We start from the raw sequence: 23568 nt of genomic DNA on the forward strand, positions 1-23568 counted from the left end.
TCCCGAAAAAAATAACGCCGGACGGCTTCGCTGTCCCCAACATTTTTTGTCGTCCAAAACTTTTCTTAATCCCTCCTTCCTTATTGATGCGTGCCGTAAAAAAAAGGCTCATAAACTCAGATGGGGCATGAAAGCTCAAAAAAAAAGTCGGCAGAAAGAAAAGGCCATCCCGGAAAGGGGTTTAAAAAAAGGTCTTTAAATCTAGCTGAAGCATAAGTTTAATTTTAATAGATAAAAGACTATGGCACATCAGAGTAAATATCCTAGTTTAGACAGACAATGGCATAAGATGATGTTTTCTTTCTTTGAGTATCTTCCTATGCAATATCGGCAGGCAACGGAAAGAGAATGGCAAATTCGTAAGATGATATGGAGTTTTAAGGATGGAAAAGCTTATTTGAATATAGCTTGGATGATAGCGAATAAGTTACATCAAGTTTTTGGTGATGATGTTAAGAATATTGTTTTTGCTTGTGTTCCGGCTTCTTCCGCTGATAAGAATGAACTTCGTTATAAGGGGTTTGCTTCGGCTGTGTGTAAGTTTTCAGGTGCTATCAATGCGTATGAACATATACGTGTCAGTGGAGATCGTTTGGCTATTCACGAGAAATTTGACAGCAAGTCGCTTCAAAAAGTACAAGTGATAGAATTTGACAAGGACTTTTTTCGGGGTAAGAAAATCTTGGTATTTGACGATATTTTAACAAAAGGGTTTTCGTATGCTCGTTTCGCATGTCAGTTGGAAAAAATAGGAGGTGAGGTTTTGGGAGGTTTCTTTTTAGGTAAAACAGTTGTCCGTATGTTATAAGATGAAAGAAAAAGAGAGTTATATAGAGAAGCAGAAGGATATCTTTGGAGATACTACTTGGTTCACTTATCGTTATGAGGTGAATGGAATGGTGTATGAAACTTCGGCAGGTTCGTTGGATATATGTAGAAAGGCACGTGATAAATGGATGAAAATGATGTCCGTTGCTTTTACCGGTCATAGAACGATACGAACAAATAAATATGCTTTGTCCGTATCGTTGAATGAAGAGGTACGTTTCTGCTATGAGAATGGAATCCGTTTTTTCTATATTGGTTGTGCGGTTGGATTTGACATGATGGCTGCTCATACCGTACTTGAACAAAGGAAACAATATCCCGATATGGTTTTGGTGGCGGTTGTTCCTTATGTCGGGCAAGATGTGTATTTCAACAAAGAGGACAAACAGAGGTATGCTGATATTTTGCGCCAAGCCGACAAGGTGGTAGTTCTATCCGAATATTATTATGCCCAATGCTATGCCCACCGTAATGATTACATGATTTCACACGCCTGTAGGCTGATTGCCTATTGGGATGGAAAATCTGCCGGAGGAACTTCTTATACGTTTAACAAGGCACAAAAAAAGAAATTGGTGATATACAATCTGTTTTGATTCAGATTGTATATCGTTGTTTTCCAGCGGTATGATCAAACGTGGCGATGTCATACTGTCTGGTTGCTGTAAGTGCTAATACTTCCGATGCAAAAGAGAAAGACACAATAAATATGAAAAGCAATGATAGATGAATTTTACTTAATTGTTTTACCTTTGTAAAACATTAGTGTCCCATTAAAATTGGGACGAATTAAAAATTAAATAAACTTGGCCCATTTGGTCCGAATCGTTCTTTGTCATTTTGAAATTTAGTTTTATCAAAGAGGTCTCTCAGATGAGTCTTATCAGTCAATGAGATGCTCAGTATTTGTAACACTTCATATGTACTTCTGTTCAGTTGCATATCGTGTTGAATGATTGCCACCAAACAGTAAGCGCATATAGCAGCATATATCTGTATTCGAACAGCATTCTCTGTAGTTCCCCAAAATCTTTTGATTTTAAGGTGCTGCTTGAGCCATTTGAAAAACAGCTCTACCTGCCAGCGATTTTTATAAAGTTCAGCAACTTGAAGCGCAGATATATGCATCGCATTGGTTATGAATGTAAATTCTCGTTCTTGTTCTTCATCCCAATATTTAACCAATCTAAGTGGCTCTGGATAATATTGTTTAGGATAGAATCCTGTCAGAAATACACTTGCGTCTGAAAGCACATTCTTAGGCAGCCTACGTTTCCATTGGATGGATTTGTACCCGAGATTCTTTTTTGCTCTGACAACAAAGTAGGCTTCAATTTGATGAATTTTATACAGTATTTTGAAGTTGTTATAACCGCGGTCAAAGATGTAATAAGAGCTTGGTTCATAAGGAATTTCAATCATAACTTTAGAATCGTGTACGGATGCTTCCGTGATATGAAAGAATGCAGGAATCTGTGTTTCCACATCATATAATGTATGCACTTTGATACCACCTTTCTTTTTGCGGAATTTTGCCCACCAAAAGACTGAAAGGCACAGGTCAATAGTAGTCGAATCGAAAGCATAAACGTTACCGCCAAGTTTGAAAATATGATTAGCACACTTTTGTCGTGCTTCGCTAACCAGGTAGTAAGCATATTCTTCAAAGATGTGATAGTCTCTATCTTGATTTGCTCTTGCCAGCGATGACTTTGATACATTTTTACCCATTCCTAAATGATAACATTTGGAATGATGAGCTTCAAGAGCAACTATCAAATCTCGCAGACTTTCACGATTAGAAAGTTGACCAAACATCAAAGCAAGTAGTTGATTCCAGCAGGTGAAGTGCTTCACATATTTATCACCATCATACTTGGTGACTATGCGGTTAAACTTACTTCGATTCAGAAATGAAGCCAATTGAGCGAAAACGTATTTGTCTTGGAACATATGCCATCGGATTAATCTGATGCAAAGCTACAAATTCAAGTCCGTTCGCTCGGAAAATCGCTGTAACTAACTAAATTTCAAATATTTCAAAGAACTCTTTTAGATTTTAATGGGACAACAATGTTTGTAAAAGGTAAAACAATATGCGTTTTTCAGATACAGAGAACAATATGACCTTTTGCATAGGTGTGTGTTGGTTAGGAACTCCAAATATGGAGTCGTTGCAGAAAATAATGATGAACTTGAATATTATTGATAAGGATGGAAACAATGGAAGCTAATGAACTGATGCGATATGCCTATGAATTACTGCAAGGGCATTCGAATGAAGAATGTGCCCGAATATTAAGAGAAGTGGTGGCCGAGTGTCAGGTGTGTATAAAGAACTGTGAAGAAGGTGTTTTCGAAAATATGCTAAAGTAATAACAACAAGAATATGGAAATTACTCATAAAAATCAAGGAGAACTTGACTCAACCATGCTCCCATTCGTGATGAGAGAGCTGGTAGAACTGGTCATGAAGAAAAAGGCATTGCCTTTAGGCGATGCACTGTATTATATATATTCTTCCAAGTTGTATAAATCTTTGCTGGATAAGAGTACCAAGTTATGGTATTCAAGTACATTGTCGCTTTATGAAACATTGGAGAAGGAAAAAACAGAAGAAAAACGACGGTATAACGGTGACACGAAGATCCTGCTTTTCAAGATGTTCTGCATTGAGAATTATAGGGAGGAAAAGAAACAAAGTGCGGAAGAAACCTTGTTGTTGTTTTCGGACTATGGGGTTTTTGATTTTTTGGATGAGACTTTTGAAATGCTTCATACCCAAGACCCCGAATATATATTAGATACTATAACGACTTATATCAATAAAAGAAAATGAGACTATTTCATGGATCTACAGTTACCGTGAAACGCCCTAATATACAGAAAGGACGGAAGGCTACGGACTTTGGGAAGGGATTTTATACGACAACCAACTTTGAACAAGCAAAAAAATGGGCTTTGTTGAAGAAGAACAGGGAACAGAGCGAAAAAGCAATCGTCTCTGTTTATGAAGTTCCCGATGATATTCTTGATAGGGAATATCCGGTTCTTCGGTTTATGGGTGCAACAAAAGAATGGCTGGAGTTTGTTGTCAACAACCGCAGAGGAAGAGAAAACGGTGACTATGACCTAATAATGGGGCCTGTCGCAAATGACCAGTTATATGCGACAATTCGGCTTTATGAACAGAGAGTTGTTACGGCTGAAGCCGCTATTGAGATGCTGAAAGCGCATAAGTTGTTCAATCAGCTTTCATTTCATACGGTAACAGTCGCTTTGTTGTTGAAGTTTGTTGAATCAATTGAAGTGGGGTAAAGAATATGTGAAGTGAAAATAGGGGGAAGTTTATCCCCCAATGGTAAGGTTGTTTTTTGCGTCCACTTAGTTTTTTCCCACCCACCCTTTCAGCGGAGTGACTGCCCGGCAGTCTGTTGCTTACCCATATGTCCTAGCCTTTTAGGGCTGTAGATAGGTAGTTGGATATTTCGCTGCCAAATCGGCAGTCCGCTTCAATCGTTTGCTTGCTTTTCTCCGAGTGGAGCCTTTCTGCTTTTCCGGTGGTGTAATCTTCTTTTATTGGAAACAGGTGTAGTGGCTGTATGCCTGTGTGGTTATGTTCTCCCGCAGAATCCGCAAGTCAGTTCTTCCGTTGCAGCTTTTCATTTTATCGTGCAGTCACTTTTTTCGATACGTGGAATATGATATGCTTCATTCTTCGGCTTCATTTTTTTAAAAGGAATTGCAGATGTTTCTTCCGGTGTGTCGATAGGCGGCTGACCATCTTTTCGGGATGTGCCATGCTTGCTGTCTAACCGGTTGTTTTTTGCATCCTTTCCAAACCTGTTACTGATTTTCAAGTTTTGTCTTTTTCATATCATTTTTTAGGGAAGTCAAATCATTTTCCGTTGCAAATATAGATTGTTGCTAACCCCTTTTACGGGGATAAGGGGACGATTCACAAACACCACGTTGTTATTCGTCTGAAATCTTCCTTTTTTTGCCTTGCACAAAAAGCGTATTTAACCCGAATTATTCGTTGCCATCTTCACCAATAAAAAAGTTACAAATCTTCCTTTTTCCGGCCAGCATAAAAAGAGTATTTATATCTTTTTTCATGGTGTCCCCCAAAGCCAACAATCAGTTATTGCACTGTAAAATTGATTAATTAACTTCTAAAAAATCAGAGATATGAAAAAGATTGAAAATTCATTCGCAGTAACAGGCAGGATTTGTAGGGATGCAGAAATCCATTTATTCGAAATAGTAAAGGTTGCACACTTCTCTATTGTGGTCAGTCGCATAGGCAAGATAAATGAAGAAAAAACATTTGTTTCCTCTGTTATGAAAGTTGAAGCCTAGAGTAAGATGGAAGACCGCTATGCTTTTTGGATACTGCAAAAAGATGTACTGATTACCGTTGAAGGCTACTTTAAGCCGGAAGAATGGACGGATTCTAAAAGTGGGGAGAAACGTAACCGCATTGTGATGGTAGCTACTAAGTTCTACCCGACTCCGGAAAAATAAGAACCCCCGGACTAAAAAGAAAAAGCAATCAAACGATTGAAGCGGCACAAGGTCGCTTCAATCGTTTGCTAATGCGGCAGAAGATTATAAAAAAAGTGTTTCTTAATTTGGTGATTTTCAGATTTATCGGTATTTTTGTATCAAAAATGATACCTAAATATGTTTTTCTATGAAAAGATTATATGATACATATACAATATACGAATTTTCAGATGAATGTATTGTAAAGGAAATCTGCAAGAGAGTTAAGTCTATAAGACTTAGCTGCTGTTTTTCCCAGCAAGAATTTGCGGATAAGGCAGGAGTATCTATCGTTACTATTAAGAGAATAGAATCTTGTAAAGTAAGTGATATTGCCCTAAGTACATTGCTTAAGATTTTGCGTATAAGTGGAACTCTTGAAGGCGTTGTCGGTTTGGTTCCGGAACTTCCAGACTCCCCTTTCCTAATCAATGAAAAAACAGGTAAAAGAATACAAAGAATTAACGGTAAACGTAAGATGGTATGAAGAAAGAGCCGATTATAGTGAATGTATATCTGTGGGGGACTTGCATTGGCAAATTGAATTGGGACTTTGAAAAGCATTGTTCTGTATTCCAATTTACGGATGAATATAGGAAACAAGATTATGATATATGCCCTTCCACACACCCTAAGAGAACCCCTTTGTTTGCGTCTTTCTATGGGAATAAAGATAAATTATATCAAGGGCTTCCGGAATTTCTTGCAGATGCGCTTCCTGACAAATGGGGGGCTTCCCTATTTGACCAATGGCTCACGGATAATAATATAAAGGTTACGGAATCATTGCCTCTATTGAAGCTCTCTTATATTGGCAAGAGGGCTATGGGAGCATTGGAATTTGAACCGGAATTTAATGATGATGCCATCCATGAGTCAGTAAATATGTCATCATTGGCAACTTTGGCTTCTAAAATATATAATGATCGAGATGCTGCTGTCATATCACCGGAGGATAGCCTCACGATGAAAAAGTTGATATATCTTGGAACTTCTGCCGGTGGCATGCGCCCGAAGGCAGTGATTGCCTATAATCTCGAAACGGAAGAGTTTCGTTCCGGCCAGGTGGATTTGCCTGAAAATTTTAAGCAGTATATCATCAAATTTAAAGAAGCAGATGACTCTCCTACCACAGAGATAGAAATGGTATATAGCGAAATGGCAAAGGCGGCGGGAATCAACATGATGCCATGCTTCCTGAAAGAAATTGATGGAAGAAATCATTTCGTAACGGAAAGATTTGATCGTAAGAATGGAGAAAAGCTCTTTAGTCAGACCCTTGCGGCCATTATGCCGGGTGCAGATGATTATATGAAGCTGTGTTGGATAGCAGAGACTCTGAAACTTCCCCAGGAAGACAAAGATCAGATATTTATCAGAATGGTATTTAATTATGTCGCAGGTATATCCGATGATCATAATAAGAACATATCGTTTATCATGGATAAGGCAGGGGTATGGCGTTTATCACCTGCATATGATGTAATGTTCACGGCAAATACATGGGAAAATTCTTCAGCACACATTCATTCGATGGGCGTGATGGGCAAAAGGTCTGCCTTGACTACAAGTGATTTCGTCAACTTTGCCGAGGATTTTGTAGAGGAGCCCGAAAAGAAGATATTACAGGTGTTCGATGCTGTAAGCAAATTTCAATCGTTATGCGCCACGTATGGCATAGATAAGGCTATATTTGATAAAATCCAACATGTATTGGATGGATTGGTCACTGATGATTTGGATTTGCTGCAATTAACTTAAAGAACAGTAGATGGTGATAGTTGCTCCAGTCTTTTCTGGAACGGCTTTCTTTTCTTTTGAGATCTTTATACCCCTATTTGTTATTTTGGAGAAAGTCACATGTTTCCCACCCACCCTTTCAGCGGAGTGACTGTCCCCGTTTCAGGATTTCTCATAGTCACTCGCAGGCTCCGTGATTGTGTGAAATCCAGGAATGGGGAAGGCAAAGGAGAGAGGCATATCCGGTCTGCTTTCGGAGCTTCGGCCACATCGAGACAACCTCTTTCCGGCGGCTATGCCACTCTCCTTTTATTTGCCCGGCAGTCTGTTGCTTACCCATATGCCCCAGCCTTTTAGGGCTGTATATAGGTAGTCGGATATTTCGCCGCTAAATCGGCAGTCCGCTTCAATCGTTTGCTTGCTTTTCTCCGAGTGGATGCCTTTCTGTTTTTCCGGTTGTATAATCTTCTTTTTCCGGAAACAGTTGTAGTGGCTGTATGCCTGTATGGTTATGTTCTCCCCGCAGAATCCGCAAGTCTGTTCTTCCGTTGCAGCCTTTCATTTTATCGTGCAGTCACTTTTTTCGATACGTGGAATATTGTATGCTTCATTCTTCGGCTTCATTTTTTTAAAAGGAATTGCAGAGGTTTCTTCCGGTGTGTCGATAGGCGGCTGACCATATTTTCGGAATGTGCCATGCTTGCTGTCTGACCGGTTGTTTTTTGCATCCTTTCCAAACCTGTTGCTGATTTTCAAGTTTTGTCTTTTTCATATCATTTTTTAGGGAAGTCAAATCATTTTCCGTTGCAAATATAGATTGTTGCTAACCCCTTTTACGGGGATAAGGGGACGATTCACAAACACCACGTTGTTATTCGTCTGAAATCTTCCTTTTTTTGCCTTGCATAAAAAGCGTATTTAACCCGAATTATTTGCTGCCATCTTCACCAATAAAAAAGTTACAAATCTTCCTTTTTCCGGCCAGCATAAAAAGAGTATTTATATCTTTTTTCATGGTGTCCCCCAAAGCCAACAATCAGTTATTGCACTGTAAAATTGATTAATTAACTTCTAAAAAATCAGAGATATGAAAAAGATTGAAAATTCATTCGCAGTAACAGGTTTTATCGGTAAGGATGCAGAAATCCGTAGTTTTGAAACAGCAAGCGTAGCACGCTTTTCTATCGCGGTCAGCCGTGCAGACAAGACAGGTGAAGAAACCTCTTATGTTTCCGCTTTCATGGGGATTGAAGCCTGGAGAAAGAATGAAGCACTGGATTCCTTCGATGTATTGAAAAAAGGTGAGCTGATAACCGTTGAAGGCTACTTTAAGCCGGAAGAATGGACGGATTCTAAAAGTGGGGAGAAGCGTAACCGCATTGTGATGGTAGCCACCAAGTTTTATCCGGCTCCGGAAAAAGAAGAAGAAAAACCGGATCAGCCTAAACAGAAGGCTGTCTCTAAAAAGAAAAAAGCAAGCAAATGATTGAAGCGGCCTAGTGCCGCTTTTTTTTGCTACATATCCGAGAGTGTTTTTGCGTTCACGCAGTATTCTTCCCCACCCTCCCCTTCATCGGAATGACTGTTCTCATTCCCGGTTTGCCCGTAGTCATCCGCTATGCGGCTGATTATGGGCAAACCAGAAAAGAGAAGTTCCAAACGTGGGCGGGATTGCAATGGTCATCATCCGGAGCTTCGGCATTGCCGAAACAACCTCCTTCTTCCGTATTGCAGTTCCTTCCTTTTACCGTTTGTCCCGGCAGTCCGTTGCTAACCCGTTCCCCCCCTGTCACTTGTGGCAGGGAGATAGGAATACGGTTTTGCAAGCAAAACCGTATGGTTTGTTTTACTTTCCGTACTGCCCTTTTCCTTGTTTTCTGCCTCCCCTAATGTGCTTTTTTCATAGCTCCATCTGAGATCCTTTGTTTTTGAACGGCAAATTTATTTCGGTGGATGGATACGAAAGAGTTCCGGTCTTCGCCCCTTTGTCCCGAAAAAAATAACGCCGGACGGCTTCGCTGTCCCCAACATTTTTTGTCGTCCAAAACTTTTCTTAATCCCTCCTTCCTTATTGTTGTGTGCCGTAAAAAAAAGGCTCATAAACTCAGATGGGGCATGAAAGCTCAAAAAAAAAGTCGGCAGAAAGAAAAGGCCATCCCGGAAAGGGGTTTTAAAAAAAGGTCTTTAAATCTAGCTGAAGCATAAAATTAGAAGTTTAACAAACTAAGTAGCAGAAGTATATGCAAATCATTCAATTTGTTTTTTCGGTCATCATCGCTCTTTGTGCAGTGGCTATGTTTGTCGGAGCGGTAATAACGCCAAGTCCGATAAAGGTTGTGTCGGTTACGTTGTTGGCTCTTATTTGCCTATTCTCCTTGTTTCTCGTGAAATTGGCTTATTGTGAAATGAAATCTAAAAATGATATACTATGAAAGTGTCAGAACAATTTAAAAGTACCATCAAGGCATACCTTGATAATATGGCAGCGGTGGATAGTCTGTTTGCTCCAGTCTATCAAAAACCTACAAAGAATATAGATAATTGCATTACCTATATTTTAAACCAAGTGAAGAAAAGCGGTTGCTGTGGTTTTAGTGATGATGAAATTTTTGGTATGGCGTTGCACTATTATCAGGAAGATAATATTGAGGTGGGTAGCCCATTGAAATGTAATGTAGTCGTAAATCATCATGTTGAATTGTCAGAGGAAGAAAAGAAAGCGGCTCGTGAGGCTGCTATCAAAAAATTGCAGGAGGAAGAATTGGCAAAGTTGAAGAAGCGTCAACAAGCTAAACGTGAGAACAACACCGAAGTACAAACCCAGTTAACTCTTTTTTGATATGAAACCCAAGACAAAATTACAAATGGAAATCGTGAATGGGAGCAGGAAGTTAGCTCCCGTTTCAGAGGCTCAAAAGCGTTATGCCTATAAACATTGCTTTGTGCATTATTTCAAGCGTGATGCAAAGGGGAATTGCTTTTGTTTGGATTGTGGGCATACATGGCGGGATAAGGAAGATAAGAAAAACTGTAAATGTCCTCATTGCGGTATGAACCTGAAATTGGAGAATAGCAGGAAAAGGACGGCTGTATATAAAGAATATTTTTGTGTGATTACTACATACAAGCAATATCAAGTTATCCGTTTTTTTATGGTGGACTGCCGGCTGAAAAAAGGGTCTCCGGCTAATTACTTTATAATTGAGGCGGTACAGTGTTGGATGAATAAAGAGGGCAAGACAGAAACGCTGTCTTTGCTGCGGGGCATGTCTATATTTTATTACGATGCATGGATATATGGAAGTTCTTTGGAATTGCGTAAGCGGAATGTGCATCATGACCGTATTTATGATATTTGCCCGGCAGTTATCTATCCGAGAATGAAAGTGATACCCGAACTTACGAGGAATGGATTTAAGGGTGCCTTTTATGATATTTGTCCGAGTTCCTTCTTTATGACATTATTAACTGATAATCGGATGGAGATATTATATAAGGCAGGGCAAATGAATTTGTTCTTGAGATTTTTAGAGAGAAAATACGGTATAGATAAGTATTGGACGTATGTAAAAATCTGTTTAAGACATGACTATGTGATACATGATGCGGACTTGTGGCTGGACTATGTGGATATGCTGATAGAAAATAAATTGGATGCGAGAAATCCTCATTATTTGTGTCCGTTGAATGTAGAAGAAGCGCATGATTGGGTGATGGGGAAATGTAAGAAAAAATATTCTGAAAAGGATGAAAAAGACTATATTGCTGCCAAATCACGTTTCTTTAATCTTTCGTTTGCGGATGGAAATATTATGGTTCGGGTATTGGAAAGCCTTTCGGACTTTTACAAAGAGGGAAAGTTGCTGCATCATTGTGTATTCAGCAACGCCTATTATAAGAGAGAAGATTCGTTGATAATGTCGGCAACGGTGGATGGAAGGCGCATGGAAACGGTGGAGTTTTCACTTAGCAGGATGGAGGTGTGCCAGTGTCGTGGAAAGTCTAACCAATTATCAGCCTATCATGACCGGATTCTGAATTTGGTACGGGATAATATACCGTTGATAAGGGAAAGGATGGTAGTGTAATGAATAGCCCACACATCTAAATGTGTGGGAGTTCTTTTTTGGAAGACGCCCAAAAAAGAACCCCAAAAAACGTTGTCGCTACACATCGTTACGCTCGGATTATTTGCTTGTCGGCTTTAGTTTGCCGATACATTTTTCCATGTCGGGGGACAATAGGAAAGAAGCCGTCTTTTTCTGCTGCACCCCTGAGTGTGGCTGGACGATGGCATACCTGCATTTTAATATCTTGCCGATAACTTCCGTACTGTCACGGTGCAGGTACATGGCTTTCATGGCATCCGTTGCTTTCAGGCTTTTTTCGGCTTCCATATAGGCGGAAAAGGACGGTTTGAATAAGGCACGGGGACTTTCCGCTTTCTGTATGACAGCGGATAATTGTGCGCTTTTGTTGTTCAGGTAGCACAGGCTGTCCGATACGGTGACGTCTTCTGTTTCCAACACTTCCAGTAGTTCGAACTTTAAATCCGTCCAGGTGCCGTGAGAATCTGTCTGAACCCATTCCGCAATGGCCTTCTCATAGCCGGGTTTGCTGCATGAGGAAAAGGCAATGAGCAGCATACAAAAAAATAAATGCTTGATATTCATATTGATCTGATTTTATAGGTTGTCGTATTATGTGATGGAGCAAATCTATGAGGTTACTGGCCGTCCTCCGTGGAGGAACAGATGCCACACGAGATTTTCAGATCATCGTTCCAATCCTTGTTTTCCGAAAGTTCGACGTTCTTCAGTTTCCGTACCTTGTTGCGGAGTTCATCGTTACTCAGGCTCTCGACATCAGTCGTATCGCCATGAAAGTAACGATGCAGCCATAGAGTGTACTTGTGCCCTTGTTTGTCGTTGTCAAAGATGCTCCGGAGCTCCTTTACCTGGTTCTTGTCAAGAATCAGGCGTAATAGCCTCATTTGTCCTTCCGTGAATGTCCCTTCCGTAGATACATATACAAGATTGAGGTCGTTTCCGGAATGGCGTAATTGATAGTGGGAGATACAGTCTATAAATGACTCCCCAATGTAGAGAATGTCTATCGGGCGGCTTTTGTCATGGTTGCTGGTCGCCAGACAGTCGAACTTGCCACCGATAATCCCTTTGAATGTTTCATTTCGTTGAGAAATGGCTTGCACACCGTTTTCATTGTACATCTTGATGCACACGTTGCGGTAAACACTCCCTTTGTTCTTTACCTCACGGATAAAGAAAGTGTCTTTGAAGAACCGGCTTTCAATGCTTTCTTTCAGGATACCTCTTTTCTGGAGATAATTGCCCTTGTAGGGTTGTAGCTGGCTCAAGTAGAATTGAAGTTCGTCCGCTCTCATGCTTGTGTTACCTACTTCATACCGGCTTTTTTCGGGTGTCGTGATGCGGTTGGTGTTGATGTAGTTCTGAAGGATCTCCCCCACCTCGCGCAAGGACGGCATTTTTCCGGTTGTTTCAAATAGATGTTCCTGCATCAGATCCATGATACTGCGGCCACGCACGCTGTCACTATGCACGTCCCAATAGGTGTATTGGTTCTGCGAGTTCCGCTTGATGACGATGGTATGCGTTCCGTTGCTCATTTTGGGACAGGAGTTGGAAGAGCCTTCCACGATTTTCCATCCTAGTTCCAGCAGGAAATCGGGCAGAGAAATGGTTGTTTTTATCTGATTGAAATCGACTTTCATAACGTTGACTGGATTAGTTGAATCTCATTTTATCTGAGCTTAGATTATAAATGAGAAAGATTATCTTTCATAAAGATAAGAAATATCATCTAAATATGGAAGAGAAAGTATATGTTTTTTGATTCGTCTGCATTTTTATTTCAAGGTACTGTAAACCAAATCAACAGTAGTGTCTATACCGGGAACGGCCTCCAACTGTTTGCTCTGGTTGAATACGCTTTCCCCGTCTTTTTTTATCTGCATGGTGATGATAGCACTCTCTTTTGAATAGAGAATGCCTTGCACGGTAATTTGGCTGACAGGCTTTTCCGTGCTGTATTCCGCTTTATCGGTGAAACTCTCATCTACGGAAGCTGCGGAGGTACCGGTGCGTTCGTTCCTGAATCTCACGCCGTCAAGATTATATATATGCACACTGCCTTTGGGTGAGGAACCGGTTACGGCTACGGTGATGTGATACATGCCGGCTTTGTCTGTTTCCGATTGGATTTCCTCTTTGTTGCATGAAGCGGCCAATAAGCAGGCTGCCGCTAATAATGAATGAATTTTTCTCATGGTAGGATTCTTTTGTTGAATGTTATCGGATGATTTTTTGTTCTGTCTTGTGTGTCCCGGTTGGCGGAACTGCTGACTTTTCTTTTAATTTGTCCTCTATCTTTTTGAGGATGGCGTTGACATCTTCAATGATTTTGATGTAGTTCTGCTGGATAATCTCTTCCAGGATTTCCAGTTCCATCTCTTCTTTGCCGTTGCCCAGTTTGACCGGTAAGGAGAAACGGGGTATCTCCTTCTCTTCAAAACGGCACATATCCATCTGCACGCTGAAGAATGGCGGCTTGCCTCCGGCAATCTTGCCAATGAAGTGTCCGGCTGCTTGTCCGGCAATGTCCCTTGCCTTTAAGACTTTTTCTTTTTGCAGGCTCTCCGTGACACTGTTATTGCCACCGGCTTGGTGTGAATAAGATTCTTGCGCTTCTTTCTTCTCCCCAAGCAAGTTCTCGATGTCTTTGGCGGTCTTCTCATTTCCGGTCATACCGTAAGCCTGCGTTCCGCAGGAGGCTTTCAGGATGTTGGCACTTTTCTCTCCATAGTCCCTGACCGCTTGGTTGAAGTCCTGAACGGCGAGAATGGTAGCGACATTGTGCTTCCGGGCGGTTCCGATGAAAGTGTCAATGCCTTGCAACAGGATGGTCGGAAATTCATCTACCATGAATATGCTGGTCGCTTTGCCGGGATTGTTCATCTGTGACATCAAGACGCTGCCGATGCAGGAAATAGCAGGGGAAACGGCTTCCTTGATGGTGGGCGCATTGCCTACGCATAACAGCGTTGGGTGTTCCTTGTTGGTTATATCCAAAGAGAACTCTTCTTCGGGAAGTGGCGACAACACCCAGAAGATGTATTTGTTGTTCAGGAGTACCAACGGAGTCTGTGCGGATGATACGGCTCCGGCTGTCTGCTGTTGTGCACCCAGTTTCCAGGCGGTCAGCATGGAGGACATGTTCAATGCGATTTCAGGATCTTCCGACAGCCAGTGGAATACTAGGTTGCTGTCAGAAAGGGCAAGGGCTATCACATGGGGCAGCGTACAGATACCAAGCTTCCTTTCCTTGAAACATTTATAGGCGATTGAATAGACGTAGTTGATGGCATTGTTGGCCCAAAAGTCGGTCTTTTCCTTCCAGCTTGCTTCCAGATTCTTCATCAGTGTCATGATGATATTGCGGATGAATAGCGATTCGTTTCCCTTTGACATGTATTGCGGAGAAAGTACGTTCACCCTGACCGTGCGTGACATATCCACAAAGTTGATATAGGCGAAACGGGGTGTTTCCATCCCCTTGTTCCGGAAATGTTCGATGCTTCCGTATGCGATACGTGAGAGGATGGGTGACTTGTCCTTGGTGGGATCACCCTCCCAATCGTACACGAATCCGGCATAGTTGCGCTCGGCGCACTGGTAGATGATTCCCTTGATCCAGCTCTCTGATTTACCGCTTCCCGGACCGCCGTCGATATAGACATTCTGCTGCGGCTTATGGATGACCAGCGGCCCGGAGGCGGTTTCAAAGCGGAAGTAGAAAGCCGATTCTTCCCGGCTTAACCCGAAAATGCTATCATCGGATTGGGCATGACGCCGGATGAAATAAGGCAGAGTCTTGATGACAAGCAGCGTGTACGCTACGAATAGAATGGGAAATACAAATAGGTTATACCACGCTGATAACCGGCTGAATCCGACAACCAGCATGGATGCCGTAACCAGTGTCATACTGGTGTAAACCCATTTCTTGTTTTCGTCTTTCACTTTGCCAACCGGAAAGAGAAAAGCGAGGCCTCCGATCAGGATAACGTAGAGAAACCGGAATAGGATATCCTTCTCCATCAGCCTTTCCCACATGGCCGGATTACGTAGTGGAGCGTATAATCCCGTAACGATAGCCCACTGAAACAGTACGGCTGTCCCGATGAGCGTGGATAGCAGGATCAGGATGAATGACAGGTCTTTCTTCTCTCTTTCCATGGCCGTTGCTGTTATTGGGGTTGTCCGGATGCCGTTCCGTCACCGCTCTCTTTTTTCTCTGCCTTTCCCAGTAACTCAATGCGTGAGACGGTCAGGCTGACGGATGGGATGTGGCTACCGTCATCCTTCTGGAATACATCGGCATACACATCGCCGCAGACATATACCTGTGTCCCTTTTTTCAGATACTCAAAGACTTTACTCTCGTAATTCACGAAACAGCATACCCATAGGGTCTGTTCCTCGTTGTTCACGTTCTTGTACTTGGTGGATACATGGAAGTTGAATCCTTTTCCGTTCTTGTTCTGCCGGGCATCCGCACCGACATAACCGATAATTTGTCCTGTAAACATAATGATGGTTTTTAAAAGTTTATAATCCGAGCTGTGGCTCATTCATATTTTTCATGGCTGGCTCCGCTTCCATGGAAGGCAGCGAAATGCCGAAAGTGCTGTGTAGCGTTTCAAGGTTGTCGGCTGTAGGATGGTTTGCCGCAACACTTTCCAATAACCGTGATGAAGGGGTAAAACCTTCGTTTTTCATCTGCTCCAATACCGGACGGTTGTCTTGCAGGACGGCCTGCGTGAACCGTTCCTCCGGTGTGAGGTACTGTTCCATCCGTGCGGTATGTTCCTGAATCATATTGCTGGCTTTTCCTACATCGGCAAGGATGTTGTAGATGAATTTGGGATCTTCTTTCAAGGCTCCCAGCCAGTTTTTTAGATACATGGCATTTTCTTCCCGGATATGGGTGGATATTCCCAGGCTTTGCCCGACGGTAGCGGAGGTGAGTTCGGCAACCAGTTCCTCTTTGGCATATTGCTTGTCTCCGAAAATCACGCCTTTTTCCCGGTTCAGATGCTCAGGTTCTCCAGTCGAGTGCGCCATCTCATGCAGTAGTGTGGAGTAGAAATTCTCTCCGTCCTTAAACTGCCCCTTCAGGGGTACGACGATATGGTTATCTTCTCCCCTTGCATGGTAAGCACTATTTCCTTCCTTGGAATAAATGGGGCAGATCCATTGCTGTTCCCGTACCATCGCATCAATCAGAGGCACGGTGAGCATCCCTTGCTCGTCCTTGATGGCCGGTATCTTGAATTGCTCCTTCAATGCTTCCCATTTCTCCGGTTTCGTTTCCTGAAGATTGGTCTGCTGTACGTTGAACACATTGTATGTCTTCAGAAACGGCGTGACCTTATATTCCTGCTGCTCGTTTTTATCCAGGTTCTTATATACGTCGAAAGGTATTTTCTTTCCGTTCTTGTCTCTTACTGAGAAATTCCAGTAAATGACTGGGAATGACTTTTCTCCTTTCAGTATGTTAAGGCCGTTGTCTTTGGCTTGCATGAAGGTCATATAGACCGGCAGGCTGTACTGCTCTTTTTCCGAAAGTAGAAACAACATGAAGGAATTTACTCCGTTGTAGGTTCTTCCCTCGATATTTTGCGGAAGTCCCCCACCCTTTATCCCGAACCAAGGCTTTTGCCAGTTGTCTTCCACCTGCTTTATCTTTTCGATCATCAGTTCGGCGAAACGCTGTAATGCTTTATCACTTGCTGTATCCATGATTTATTGGTATAGATTTCTGTTCTCGTAATCAAGCAGCCATTCTCTGGCCGTTTGGTTGTTTGTCTCTTGCTGCTTGGCAGCCATCTCTTCTTGATAGGCTTGTGCAAGCTCTTCCTGTGCAAGTAGAAACTCTAAGTCACTGATTTCTCCTGCAATGTTTTTCTGTACTAATTCATCGTAATCCATAATTCCTGATTTTTTAGGTTATAAGTCATTGAAAGCCCGGTTGATGGTGCTGGCTATCGGACGGGCCATTTCCTTGCTGTTGTCGGGTTTGGGTGTGCTGGCCAGTTTGACATCTCCCAGTGTCTTTGTGCTGCCTTCCATCCCGAAAATCTTTTGTACGGCTATCAGTGTGTTGGCTTGCACACCCGTTTCACGCATCCGGGTAAGGTCTTCTTGAGTGAGCCGGTACCCTTCTTTCTGTATCTCTTGGATGACATGAAAGTTGTCGGTCTGTGCGGCATCCAACAGACGTGCGGCCTGCCTTTCATGTTCGCCCTGTTCTTCCGGCTTGGTGCCGAACAGCTGGATGACTTCATGGGTTTGCCTTTCATCCAGACCGTGTTCCTTACCGATTCCTTTGATAAACTCTTCACTGGGTTTATATCCTTCCTCTTTGAGCTTCCCGATTTTTTCAAAGTCATGTTTGCCCACCGCTTCCTTAAACTCGGCTTCCATATTGCGCCCCTCTTCGTGTTTTTGCTCTTTTGCAGCTTCTATGTTGGCCGCATGGGCTTCCAGTTTGGGGGTCATGGCCTTGATCAGCTCTTGTGCCTTGCCGGGAGTGATGTTCTGTATCATGACTCCTTTCCTGTCATCCGTCAGTTGGATGTCGGCAATGAAGTAGCCTTCCGGACTGTGCAGCAGCTTGTTCTCCAGTGCATGGCCGTTGGCGAGCAGGTATTTGTCGGCTTTGGTTAACTTGTAGCCGCCATATTCGCTGGTCTGCCCGATGATGTCGGGAATCTTGATTTCCTGGTTGGTGCGCAGGATGACGGAGTTCAGATCCCGGTCAACTTGCAGCAGGATGTCCTTCTTATTTACGGTGATGGGTACGATGTCACCGGCAAGCAGCTGTTCTTTCTCTTTCTTGCCCAACTTCTTTCCCAGCACCTTGTCCGGGATAACCAACGCCTCTTTGCGGTAGAATACGGAGATTCCGTCATCGTTGAAACGGAGCTTCCCCGGTTTGCCGTGTATCTCCATCAAATCAGACATGACACCCTTTTCCAGCTTGGTGCCTTTCCCGTCGAGGATGTTCCCTTGCTTGTAGGCGTATTCATAGAGCGACTGTCCGGTGTAGCATACCTTCAGGCGATGGTCGATGACGGTAAAGCCGTCCTTGTCATGTCCCTTCAGGTTCTCCCACCGCTTGATGCTGATGCCATCCTTCTCCAGCTCGGCGACATATTTAGGATCATTGGCACGTTCCTTGTCAAAAAGGGCGGATACACGTTCTTTTGATTGGTCACGAAGGCTTTCATCGTACTTTGCTCCGGCTTTTTCCCTGATTTCGCTTACGCTCATGCTCAGCTCTTCCCCGTCTTTGCGGAACCGGAAATATCCGTCCCGGTATTCGGTCTGATAGCCCAGTGATTCGGCGATGCCGCCGAACTGTCCCACGTTGTCGAACATATAGGTGTCTAATGCTTCTCTCAGTTTCATGGCTGTGGCTTGTATAAGGGTTCTGCGGAAAGGATGTATTCGTTCAACACGGCCAGCTTGATGTGCCGCCCGCCGTTTCGCTCGTAAATCTCGATCTCGAATACCTTATCATCGGGTATCGTGAATTTGTCGAAACCAAGTATCAGCCGGTTCCGGCTCTTGCCCTTGATTTTCGTATCAAAATCTTTCTGATAGATAGGTTCGATGGTCGTTTCTTGCTGGATGGCGTTCTTGCTCTTCTTTTGGTCACGCTGGAAACATTTGACAAACTCGATGTCGTAGTCGATGTATGATTTGTTTTTCAGGTCAAAGATGAAAAACATGAAGTCCTCATGCACATACAGATTGGCCATTGACAACTCAAACTTGTTCTCGATGACCCCCAGGCTGTAGATGTTGCGCTTCTTGGTGCGCAGCTCTTGGATGCATCTTTCCATTTCCTCGCTGTTCACATCCACATGGGCGGTATATTTGCGCTGGTCATCAAAATTGTAGGTGAATACGGAGGTATTGCCCCGTTTGATGGTGATGTGGTAAGTGTTCATGGCCTTATCCACCACAAACAGGTTGGAATATGCCACGGCATCTTTGGCGGTTGATACTTTCAACTGGTTGTTGTAGGCGGCCAGAGTGAAGGACACCTCGTTGCCGGGCGTTCCGTAAGCGATGTCCTCCGGAAAGAAGAACTCGGCCAGATGGAGGTCGCTGACTTCTGCCTGATAGTCATGGTGCTGCCATTTCCCGTTGTCCTCGTAAATGTTCGGGTACGAATCCGTGCCGCCTTCGGGAAGGTAGCGGATGTGATAGGTGTAAACGCTTCCGTCGATGCAGACTACGGTCAGGTTGGTCTCTTCGGTGAATCCTTCCGCTTGCGCCGAGAGCCTGACGATATGGGGCGCCTCTTCTACCCGGCTGGCCATGACAAGCTCCTGTTCGCCGATGGCGATATCAGATACTTGCACAGGAAATACCAGGTGTTTCACACAGTCGAAAGAGATAAAGATGTCTTTTTGGCTGATGGCTTGTTTCCGGGGAGTGCCGTTTTCCTGAGCGAAGAGCGGCAGACTGCACACAAAGCAGTAAAACAGTAGATAAATATATTTCTTCATGTTGTCGATATGTTAAACGGTTCTTGAAAAAAAGGCGGTGAATACGGTAATGCCCCATAGAAGAAGCAGGGTAATGCCGAAAGAAACGGTCAGCGGACGGATTTCTTTAAAGGCTCGTCCGTTCCGGCGTGATACGTAGATCCGATAGCCGAAAAAGACCGCTGACAGCGCAAGCAGGTAATTGAGAATGTCTATCATAATTTGTCTATCAATGTTTGAAGGGGATGATTTTTCTTGTTCGTTTTCTCTTGTTCCATTTGCTCATAGAGCTTCTGTAACTCCGCTTGCACGGCTTGCCTACGCAACTTCGATTCCTGACTCTCTTCTTGGATATACATTTCGTAGTTGGACTTGAGATGTACCTTCACTTGTGAGAGGCTCATGTTCAAGATTTGCTTGGCTACCTGGGTGGTGGCGTTGACTACGCTGGTCACTTCGCTGGCCATCGTGCCGATGGAAGAGAGCGGCATGTCAATGTTCTGTACAAGACCTTGTTCCATACGCTTGGCTGCACTGGCTTTCAGGTTATTGGGCAGGTTCAAACCTTCCATGGCATCATTGTCGAAGACAACCACCGATACGGGATTGAGGTTGTCTCCTACCTTCAGGTTGCTGACTACCACATCGAGGCGGTTGGCTCCCAAAGTGGCGATACCGTAAAACAGCGTGTTGGCCGGTATCTTCATGCCGGATAGGGTTACGTCCTGAAGCAACCGCATCCGTACCGTACTGCCCGTGACTACGGTCTGGTCGCCGTGGATGCAAGCCCTGAAGAGGTTGCTGTTTCCCGGTGCGGAGGTCGGTTGGCGGCGTACCCGCTTGCCGTTTTCGGCATGGTAGATCGGGCCTTTTTGCATCAGGCTGTCGGCGGATGGATGGCCGGAAGGGTTGGCAGCGGCTTTCTCCGTTTTTCCCTCTTGGTCATAATTGACAATCCGTTCATACATGCGCTTGCGGTATTTGTCGGATTCTTCCAGTTCCTTGCGGATGCGTGAGTTCTTCTTGGCTTCCCGGATAATCTCGTTGAGCGCCTGCTCGTCCTCCAGTCCGTCCAGTTGGCTTTCCAGCTGATGAGAGAAGCGTCCGTTCCGGCCACCTCCGTATTCTGCCATGACTTCGCTGTACGGATCGTTCTGCATACGGCGGATGCGCTCCAGTGTGGCACGGTCATACCGCTCCTGCTGGTTTTGCAGCTCGAAGTAAAAATCAGATCCTTTGACCTGAGACTCTTTCAGGATGCGTGCCTTCTCCTGCTCTTCCAGTTTGTCCTGCTTATAGGCTTCCATCTTGTCGTTCACCTTGTCGGCCATTTCCGACTGTGGTTCCAAAAAGGCTTGCGAGGCGGCCTGTCTGTCACTCCCTGACGGCACGTTCCCGTCCTCACGGATGAAGAATACATAAAGGAAGAGGATGCCCAGGATTACCGGGATGGCCATCAACAGCTTGTTCTTGTCTTTGATAAGTTTATTCGGTTCCATGGTCGGTTGGTTTAGAGGTTTCTGACTGGTTTTCATTCTTGCCCGGAGAAGCTGCCTGCGATGTGTTGGTGCCGTTGCTTTCCACGGGTTCGGAATAGCGGACAATCCAATCTTCTATCTTGGCTCCGTGCGCATTTTCCTCGCTGCGGGACAGCATATCATAGATGGTGAACTCCGCTTCGATATTACGTGAGATGCTTCCCCGTGCCCGGTACCCGGTCTGCGTGAAGATTATCTTTCCGGAAACGGGTATCGTTTGTGTGTTAATCTCTACATCCTTGATGCGTACCCCGTAACGGATATTCTTTTGTATGAGTGAGTTCAGCATATTCACATCGTTGTACTCGTTCAACAGCTCCTTCCCCTTGTTGCCTATGAGGTTGAGCGCAAGCGAAATGTTCTTCTCGTAGCTGCTCTCGTCAAAGGCATACCAGTGGGTTACGAAGGTCTTTACATGGTTCATGTATTCGTATTGCCGCATATCGCTGGCAGACAGGCTGCTTGCCTCATAGACTTCTCCCTGCCTGTCGATGACGAGAGCCTGGCCGTATGCTTTTTCTATTTTGTTGATAAGGAAGATGATACTGCTGGCAAAAGCGATAGTCAGAATGATGCAGTACCCGGCTGAAAGCCGGATAGTCAGCTTGACCGCATCATCTGCTCCTTTGAATTTCATCAGATTCATAGTTCTATTTTTTATTGTTGTCGTTTATGAAACTTGCCCCGATAGAGGCGGCACCGCCTACGTTGGTCAGCTTGCCGCCTGCCGCTGCGCCTCCCATCAGGGCGATGGTGGCCGCCGTGGTGACGATTGACACGGTTTTCGAAATGATTTTCCCGGCATCGCTGTGTCCTACGATTTTGGAGGATAGCCAGAAACAGCTGCAATAAGCACCAATCAGGGCGAGATCCATTCCTAAATATTGTATCTGCTGCGTAGCTGCGTCCACCATGTCGGCACTTTCCGTATAGATGGCCTTGAAGGTCTGCCATATGATTTGGTTCAGAATATTGATGACGGTGAATACCATACAGGCGGAGCAGAGCGTACCGAACCAGATACTCAACTGTTTCTGAAAGACCGGCAACATGCTTACGGCAAAGACAAACGGGCCGAGAATGACCAGTAGCTTGACAATGACCACGCCGATACCCAAGATGACTACTTGTATGATTCCTACCAATAGGGCGGAAATGCCATGAAGCACAAGGGTGGCGAGGTTGGCGGGGTTGAGCAGCTGCACAATCTTCTCCACGCTGGAGCGTACACCGGTCATTTCGTCCTCTTCCATCTTTTTATCCAGTTCGTGCTGCATGGCGCCGGTGCTGTCTTCTCCGGCTGCTACCTCCGACTGGAGGCTGTGTTTGTCGTATTCGGCAATCATCTCTCCTTGTTCGATGGCTGATTGTGCCATGAACTGGGCAAATTCCTGCGCACGCTCGGAGGTCAGCGAGGTGGCTTCGTTGATTACTTCCATCGTGCCTACGATGGTTTGGGCGATGGGGGTGTATATGCTTAGGCAGAAGAACAGTACCAGGCAACGGGCGATTTCCATCATGTCGGGAAATTTGTCCTCATTCGGGCTTAACAGCTGGCTGGCTCCGTGATAGAGATAGTTGTATGCTAGGTTGCAGATAAAGCAGATGACACCAACACCGAAGGCGATGACTGTCATTTGCGAAACGAGTTCCATCGTCAGACCGTCCGTGATCTGAAGTCCCCAGAGAAAATTATCTTGATTCATAACGCTTTAATTGGTGTGTCGTGTGAAAGCGGCCAACCGTCCCTGGTAATAGGTCTTCCGGTTATGCCCCTTCATGGATTTGTAAATGACCGTGGAACGCACGGATTCGTTAAACTCACGCATCTCTTCGGCGGCTTTTTCCACCGATTCCTTCACCTGCTCGATAAAGGACATGCGCCCTTCCGAGTTCATCGAGAAGTAACTGGTCACGGTGGCCACCTTGAACAGCAGGTCGGTACTCAGGCTCAGATTGACGGTCACACGCTGAAAGTTGAGAAATTTCAGGCAGTGGTAATTCGATCCTACGTTCAGGTAAAAGCTGTAGTCGCTGCTCAGGCAGGCTACGTCGTCCAGCAGGTCGGCAAGCTCTTTCAATGATTTGAGTTCCTTCAACTGGTCGATCTTTTGCAGGCCGAGCCGCAGTTCCTGGGCATCGATCATTTCATTGATTTGTGTAACCCATTTCTTGACATTGGCGATCCATTCCGTTGAGTTCAGCAGGGTGTGGCCGGGATCATGCACGACGAACTGGGCATGAACACTGCCGGTTCCCATCAGCCCTATCGAGGCGGCAAGTCCGAGTATGAGAATGATTCTTTTCATGACG

At 44.4% G+C, this 23568-nt stretch carries 29 protein-coding genes and 1 pseudogene; 12 read left to right on the top strand and 18 right to left on the bottom strand.

Features of this window, described 5'->3' with window-relative positions:
* Positions 1 to 241 precede the first annotated feature (241 nt).
* Positions 242 to 808 carry a phosphoribosyltransferase gene (locus INE92_RS26610; protein ID WP_005868760.1) on the top strand — a complete coding sequence of 189 codons (567 nt, stop codon included), beginning with the start codon at positions 242 to 244 and terminating at the stop codon, positions 806 to 808.
* Position 809: 1 nt separating this feature from the next.
* Entirely contained in the window at positions 810 to 1424 is a 615-nt protein-coding gene (locus INE92_RS26615; protein WP_005868759.1) for an SLOG family protein, read from the top strand.
* Positions 1425 to 1617: 193 nt separating this feature from the next.
* On the opposite strand, the gene INE92_RS26620 is transcribed toward INE92_RS26615, so the two are convergent.
* Positions 1618 to 2781: an IS4 family transposase gene (locus tag INE92_RS26620; protein ID WP_005868407.1), complete on the bottom strand. Its 1164-nt coding sequence runs from the start codon at positions 2779 to 2781 to the stop codon at positions 1618 to 1620.
* Positions 2782 to 3042: 261 nt separating this feature from the next.
* On the opposite strand from INE92_RS26620, the gene INE92_RS26625 reads away from it, so the two are divergent.
* Genes INE92_RS26625 through INE92_RS26635 form a run of 3 tightly spaced genes read left to right on the top strand, consistent with a single transcriptional unit; the run spans position 3043 to position 4146 of the window.
* A complete protein-coding gene (locus tag INE92_RS26625) occupies positions 3043 to 3204 on the top strand; it encodes a hypothetical protein (protein WP_007564662.1) in 162 nt (53 codons plus the stop codon).
* 13 nt (positions 3205 to 3217) lie between these two features.
* Entirely contained in the window at positions 3218 to 3667 is a 450-nt protein-coding gene (locus INE92_RS26630) for a DUF3791 domain-containing protein (RefSeq protein WP_005868755.1), read from the top strand.
* Positions 3664 to 4146: a DUF3990 domain-containing protein gene (locus INE92_RS26635; protein WP_005868753.1), complete on the top strand. Its 483-nt coding sequence runs from the start codon at positions 3664 to 3666 to the stop codon at positions 4144 to 4146. The genes INE92_RS26630 and INE92_RS26635 overlap by 4 nt, the downstream gene beginning before the upstream one ends.
* Before the next feature lie 344 nt (positions 4147 to 4490).
* On the opposite strand, the gene INE92_RS26640 is transcribed toward INE92_RS26635, so the two are convergent.
* Positions 4491 to 4688, bottom strand: coding sequence for a hypothetical protein (locus tag INE92_RS26640; RefSeq protein WP_007564664.1), 198 nt, complete (start codon positions 4686 to 4688; stop codon positions 4491 to 4493).
* 331 nt (positions 4689 to 5019) lie between these two features.
* Between INE92_RS26640 and INE92_RS26645 the strand changes: the two are divergent.
* The 3 genes and pseudogenes from INE92_RS26645 to INE92_RS26655 all read left to right on the top strand — a co-directional run bounded on the left by INE92_RS26645 (position 5020) and on the right by INE92_RS26655 (position 7137).
* Positions 5020 to 5355 (top strand): annotated as a pseudogene (locus INE92_RS26645) (single-stranded DNA-binding protein).
* Positions 5356 to 5524: 169 nt separating this feature from the next.
* A complete protein-coding gene (locus tag INE92_RS26650; protein ID WP_005868750.1) occupies positions 5525 to 5863 on the top strand; it encodes a helix-turn-helix domain-containing protein in 339 nt (112 codons plus the stop codon).
* On the top strand, positions 5860 to 7137 hold the full coding sequence (locus INE92_RS26655; RefSeq protein WP_005868749.1) for a type II toxin-antitoxin system HipA family toxin: 1278 nt from the start codon (positions 5860 to 5862) through the stop codon (positions 7135 to 7137). The genes INE92_RS26650 and INE92_RS26655 overlap by 4 nt, the downstream gene beginning before the upstream one ends.
* Before the next feature lie 157 nt (positions 7138 to 7294).
* Here the strand turns inward: INE92_RS26655 and INE92_RS26660 are convergent, their stop codons facing one another.
* Positions 7295 to 7456, bottom strand: coding sequence for a hypothetical protein (locus INE92_RS26660; RefSeq protein ID WP_005868748.1), 162 nt, complete (start codon positions 7454 to 7456; stop codon positions 7295 to 7297).
* Positions 7457 to 7674: 218 nt separating this feature from the next.
* Positions 7675 to 7872: a hypothetical protein gene (locus tag INE92_RS26665; RefSeq protein ID WP_007564676.1), complete on the bottom strand. Its 198-nt coding sequence runs from the start codon at positions 7870 to 7872 to the stop codon at positions 7675 to 7677.
* A 331-nt stretch (positions 7873 to 8203) separates the two neighbouring features.
* Here INE92_RS26665 and INE92_RS26670 point away from each other — a divergent pair, with 331 nt between their 5' ends.
* From INE92_RS26670 to INE92_RS26685, 4 genes are all read left to right on the top strand, one after another.
* Positions 8204 to 8602 carry a single-stranded DNA-binding protein gene (locus INE92_RS26670; RefSeq protein WP_005868746.1) on the top strand — a complete coding sequence of 133 codons (399 nt, stop codon included), beginning with the start codon at positions 8204 to 8206 and terminating at the stop codon, positions 8600 to 8602.
* 92 nt (positions 8603 to 8694) lie between these two features.
* Positions 8695 to 9006, top strand: a complete 312-nt coding sequence (locus tag INE92_RS26675; RefSeq protein WP_165852472.1) for a hypothetical protein — start codon at positions 8695 to 8697, stop codon at positions 9004 to 9006.
* A 538-nt stretch (positions 9007 to 9544) separates the two neighbouring features.
* On the top strand, positions 9545 to 9955 hold the full coding sequence (locus tag INE92_RS26680) for a PcfK-like family protein (RefSeq protein WP_005868911.1): 411 nt from the start codon (positions 9545 to 9547) through the stop codon (positions 9953 to 9955).
* A gap of 1 nt (position 9956) precedes the next feature.
* Positions 9957 to 11204: a PcfJ domain-containing protein gene (locus INE92_RS26685; protein ID WP_005868910.1), complete on the top strand. Its 1248-nt coding sequence runs from the start codon at positions 9957 to 9959 to the stop codon at positions 11202 to 11204.
* Positions 11205 to 11303: 99 nt separating this feature from the next.
* Here the strand turns inward: INE92_RS26685 and INE92_RS26690 are convergent, their stop codons facing one another.
* The 14 genes from INE92_RS26690 to INE92_RS26755 form a co-directional block, all read right to left on the bottom strand.
* On the bottom strand, positions 11304 to 11789 hold the full coding sequence (locus tag INE92_RS26690) for a hypothetical protein (protein WP_005868909.1): 486 nt from the start codon (positions 11787 to 11789) through the stop codon (positions 11304 to 11306).
* Between the two features lie 53 nt (positions 11790 to 11842).
* Positions 11843 to 12868 carry a toprim domain-containing protein gene (locus INE92_RS26695; protein ID WP_005868908.1) on the bottom strand — a complete coding sequence of 342 codons (1026 nt, stop codon included), beginning with the start codon at positions 12866 to 12868 and terminating at the stop codon, positions 11843 to 11845.
* Between the two features lie 135 nt (positions 12869 to 13003).
* On the bottom strand, positions 13004 to 13423 hold the full coding sequence (locus INE92_RS26700; protein WP_005868906.1) for a hypothetical protein: 420 nt from the start codon (positions 13421 to 13423) through the stop codon (positions 13004 to 13006).
* Positions 13424 to 13445: 22 nt separating this feature from the next.
* Positions 13446 to 15392, bottom strand: a complete 1947-nt coding sequence (locus INE92_RS26705; RefSeq protein ID WP_005868904.1) for a type IV secretory system conjugative DNA transfer family protein — start codon at positions 15390 to 15392, stop codon at positions 13446 to 13448.
* 11 nt (positions 15393 to 15403) lie between these two features.
* Complete coding sequence (locus INE92_RS26710) at positions 15404 to 15787, bottom strand: single-stranded DNA-binding protein (protein ID WP_007564694.1); 384 nt, start codon at positions 15785 to 15787, stop codon at positions 15404 to 15406.
* Positions 15765 to 16958 (bottom strand): ArdC family protein, encoded by a 1194-nt coding sequence (locus INE92_RS26715; RefSeq protein WP_005868899.1) that lies wholly within the window; start codon positions 16956 to 16958, stop codon positions 15765 to 15767. The genes INE92_RS26710 and INE92_RS26715 overlap by 23 nt, the downstream gene beginning before the upstream one ends.
* Positions 16959 to 16961: 3 nt before the next feature.
* Positions 16962 to 17147, bottom strand: coding sequence for a hypothetical protein (locus INE92_RS26720; RefSeq protein ID WP_005868897.1), 186 nt, complete (start codon positions 17145 to 17147; stop codon positions 16962 to 16964).
* A gap of 18 nt (positions 17148 to 17165) precedes the next feature.
* Complete coding sequence (locus tag INE92_RS26725) at positions 17166 to 18629, bottom strand: DUF3945 domain-containing protein (protein WP_212702095.1); 1464 nt, start codon at positions 18627 to 18629, stop codon at positions 17166 to 17168.
* Positions 18626 to 19738, bottom strand: coding sequence for a DUF4138 domain-containing protein (locus INE92_RS26730; RefSeq protein WP_005868893.1), 1113 nt, complete (start codon positions 19736 to 19738; stop codon positions 18626 to 18628). Before INE92_RS26730 ends, INE92_RS26725 begins: the two co-directional genes overlap by 4 nt.
* A 12-nt stretch (positions 19739 to 19750) precedes the next feature.
* Entirely contained in the window at positions 19751 to 19936 is a 186-nt protein-coding gene (locus tag INE92_RS26735) for a hypothetical protein (protein WP_007564699.1), read from the bottom strand.
* The gene (gene traM, locus INE92_RS26740) at positions 19933 to 21216 is read right to left on the bottom strand and encodes a conjugative transposon protein TraM (protein WP_005868892.1); all 1284 of its coding nucleotides are present in this window, start codon (positions 21214 to 21216) and stop codon (positions 19933 to 19935) included. The genes INE92_RS26735 and traM overlap by 4 nt, the downstream gene beginning before the upstream one ends.
* Positions 21203 to 21901, bottom strand: coding sequence for a hypothetical protein (locus tag INE92_RS26745; RefSeq protein ID WP_005868891.1), 699 nt, complete (start codon positions 21899 to 21901; stop codon positions 21203 to 21205). Before INE92_RS26745 ends, traM begins: the two co-directional genes overlap by 14 nt.
* Before the next feature lie 4 nt (positions 21902 to 21905).
* A complete protein-coding gene (locus INE92_RS26750) occupies positions 21906 to 22961 on the bottom strand; it encodes a hypothetical protein (protein ID WP_005868890.1) in 1056 nt (351 codons plus the stop codon).
* A gap of 6 nt (positions 22962 to 22967) precedes the next feature.
* Positions 22968 to 23564, bottom strand: coding sequence for a TrbJ/VirB5 family protein (locus tag INE92_RS26755; RefSeq protein WP_005868889.1), 597 nt, complete (start codon positions 23562 to 23564; stop codon positions 22968 to 22970).
* Between the last annotated feature and the right edge of the window lie 4 nt (positions 23565 to 23568).

Source organism: Bacteroides xylanisolvens (assembly GCF_018289135.1).
Taxonomy (GTDB): domain Bacteria; phylum Bacteroidota; class Bacteroidia; order Bacteroidales; family Bacteroidaceae; genus Bacteroides; species Bacteroides xylanisolvens.

What these genes read in the sequence shown, in the direction of transcription:
- INE92_RS26610 (WP_005868760.1), top strand. Translation starts at nt 242, where the DNA reads ATGGCACATCAGAGTAAATATCCTAGTTTAGACAGACAATGGCATAAG.
- INE92_RS26615 (WP_005868759.1), top strand. Translation starts at nt 810, where the DNA reads ATGAAAGAAAAAGAGAGTTATATAGAGAAGCAGAAGGATATCTTTGGA.
- INE92_RS26620 (WP_005868407.1), bottom strand. Translation starts at nt 2,781, where the DNA reads ATGTTCCAAGACAAATACGTTTTCGCTCAATTGGCTTCATTTCTGAAT.
- INE92_RS26625 (WP_007564662.1), top strand. Translation starts at nt 3,043, where the DNA reads ATGGAAACAATGGAAGCTAATGAACTGATGCGATATGCCTATGAATTA.
- INE92_RS26630 (WP_005868755.1), top strand. Translation starts at nt 3,218, where the DNA reads ATGGAAATTACTCATAAAAATCAAGGAGAACTTGACTCAACCATGCTC.
- INE92_RS26635 (WP_005868753.1), top strand. Translation starts at nt 3,664, where the DNA reads ATGAGACTATTTCATGGATCTACAGTTACCGTGAAACGCCCTAATATA.
- INE92_RS26650 (WP_005868750.1), top strand. Translation starts at nt 5,525, where the DNA reads ATGAAAAGATTATATGATACATATACAATATACGAATTTTCAGATGAA.
- INE92_RS26655 (WP_005868749.1), top strand. Translation starts at nt 5,860, where the DNA reads ATGAAGAAAGAGCCGATTATAGTGAATGTATATCTGTGGGGGACTTGC.
- INE92_RS26660 (WP_005868748.1), bottom strand. Translation starts at nt 7,456, where the DNA reads ATGGGTAAGCAACAGACTGCCGGGCAAATAAAAGGAGAGTGGCATAGC.
- INE92_RS26670 (WP_005868746.1), top strand. Translation starts at nt 8,204, where the DNA reads ATGAAAAAGATTGAAAATTCATTCGCAGTAACAGGTTTTATCGGTAAG.
- INE92_RS26675 (WP_165852472.1), top strand. Translation starts at nt 8,695, where the DNA reads ATGACTGTTCTCATTCCCGGTTTGCCCGTAGTCATCCGCTATGCGGCT.
- INE92_RS26680 (WP_005868911.1), top strand. Translation starts at nt 9,545, where the DNA reads ATGAAAGTGTCAGAACAATTTAAAAGTACCATCAAGGCATACCTTGAT.
- INE92_RS26685 (WP_005868910.1), top strand. Translation starts at nt 9,957, where the DNA reads ATGAAACCCAAGACAAAATTACAAATGGAAATCGTGAATGGGAGCAGG.
- INE92_RS26690 (WP_005868909.1), bottom strand. Translation starts at nt 11,789, where the DNA reads ATGAATATCAAGCATTTATTTTTTTGTATGCTGCTCATTGCCTTTTCC.
- INE92_RS26695 (WP_005868908.1), bottom strand. Translation starts at nt 12,868, where the DNA reads ATGAAAGTCGATTTCAATCAGATAAAAACAACCATTTCTCTGCCCGAT.
- INE92_RS26700 (WP_005868906.1), bottom strand. Translation starts at nt 13,423, where the DNA reads ATGAGAAAAATTCATTCATTATTAGCGGCAGCCTGCTTATTGGCCGCT.
- INE92_RS26705 (WP_005868904.1), bottom strand. Translation starts at nt 15,392, where the DNA reads ATGGAAAGAGAGAAGAAAGACCTGTCATTCATCCTGATCCTGCTATCC.
- INE92_RS26710 (WP_007564694.1), bottom strand. Translation starts at nt 15,787, where the DNA reads ATGAGCCACAGCTCGGATTATAAACTTTTAAAAACCATCATTATGTTT.
- INE92_RS26715 (WP_005868899.1), bottom strand. Translation starts at nt 16,958, where the DNA reads ATGGATACAGCAAGTGATAAAGCATTACAGCGTTTCGCCGAACTGATG.
- INE92_RS26720 (WP_005868897.1), bottom strand. Translation starts at nt 17,147, where the DNA reads ATGGATTACGATGAATTAGTACAGAAAAACATTGCAGGAGAAATCAGT.
- INE92_RS26725 (WP_212702095.1), bottom strand. Translation starts at nt 18,629, where the DNA reads ATGAAACTGAGAGAAGCATTAGACACCTATATGTTCGACAACGTGGGA.
- INE92_RS26730 (WP_005868893.1), bottom strand. Translation starts at nt 19,738, where the DNA reads ATGAAGAAATATATTTATCTACTGTTTTACTGCTTTGTGTGCAGTCTG.
- INE92_RS26735 (WP_007564699.1), bottom strand. Translation starts at nt 19,936, where the DNA reads ATGATAGACATTCTCAATTACCTGCTTGCGCTGTCAGCGGTCTTTTTC.
- traM (WP_005868892.1), bottom strand. Translation starts at nt 21,216, where the DNA reads ATGGAACCGAATAAACTTATCAAAGACAAGAACAAGCTGTTGATGGCC.
- INE92_RS26745 (WP_005868891.1), bottom strand. Translation starts at nt 21,901, where the DNA reads ATGAATCTGATGAAATTCAAAGGAGCAGATGATGCGGTCAAGCTGACT.
- INE92_RS26750 (WP_005868890.1), bottom strand. Translation starts at nt 22,961, where the DNA reads ATGAATCAAGATAATTTTCTCTGGGGACTTCAGATCACGGACGGTCTG.
- INE92_RS26755 (WP_005868889.1), bottom strand. Translation starts at nt 23,564, where the DNA reads ATGAAAAGAATCATTCTCATACTCGGACTTGCCGCCTCGATAGGGCTG.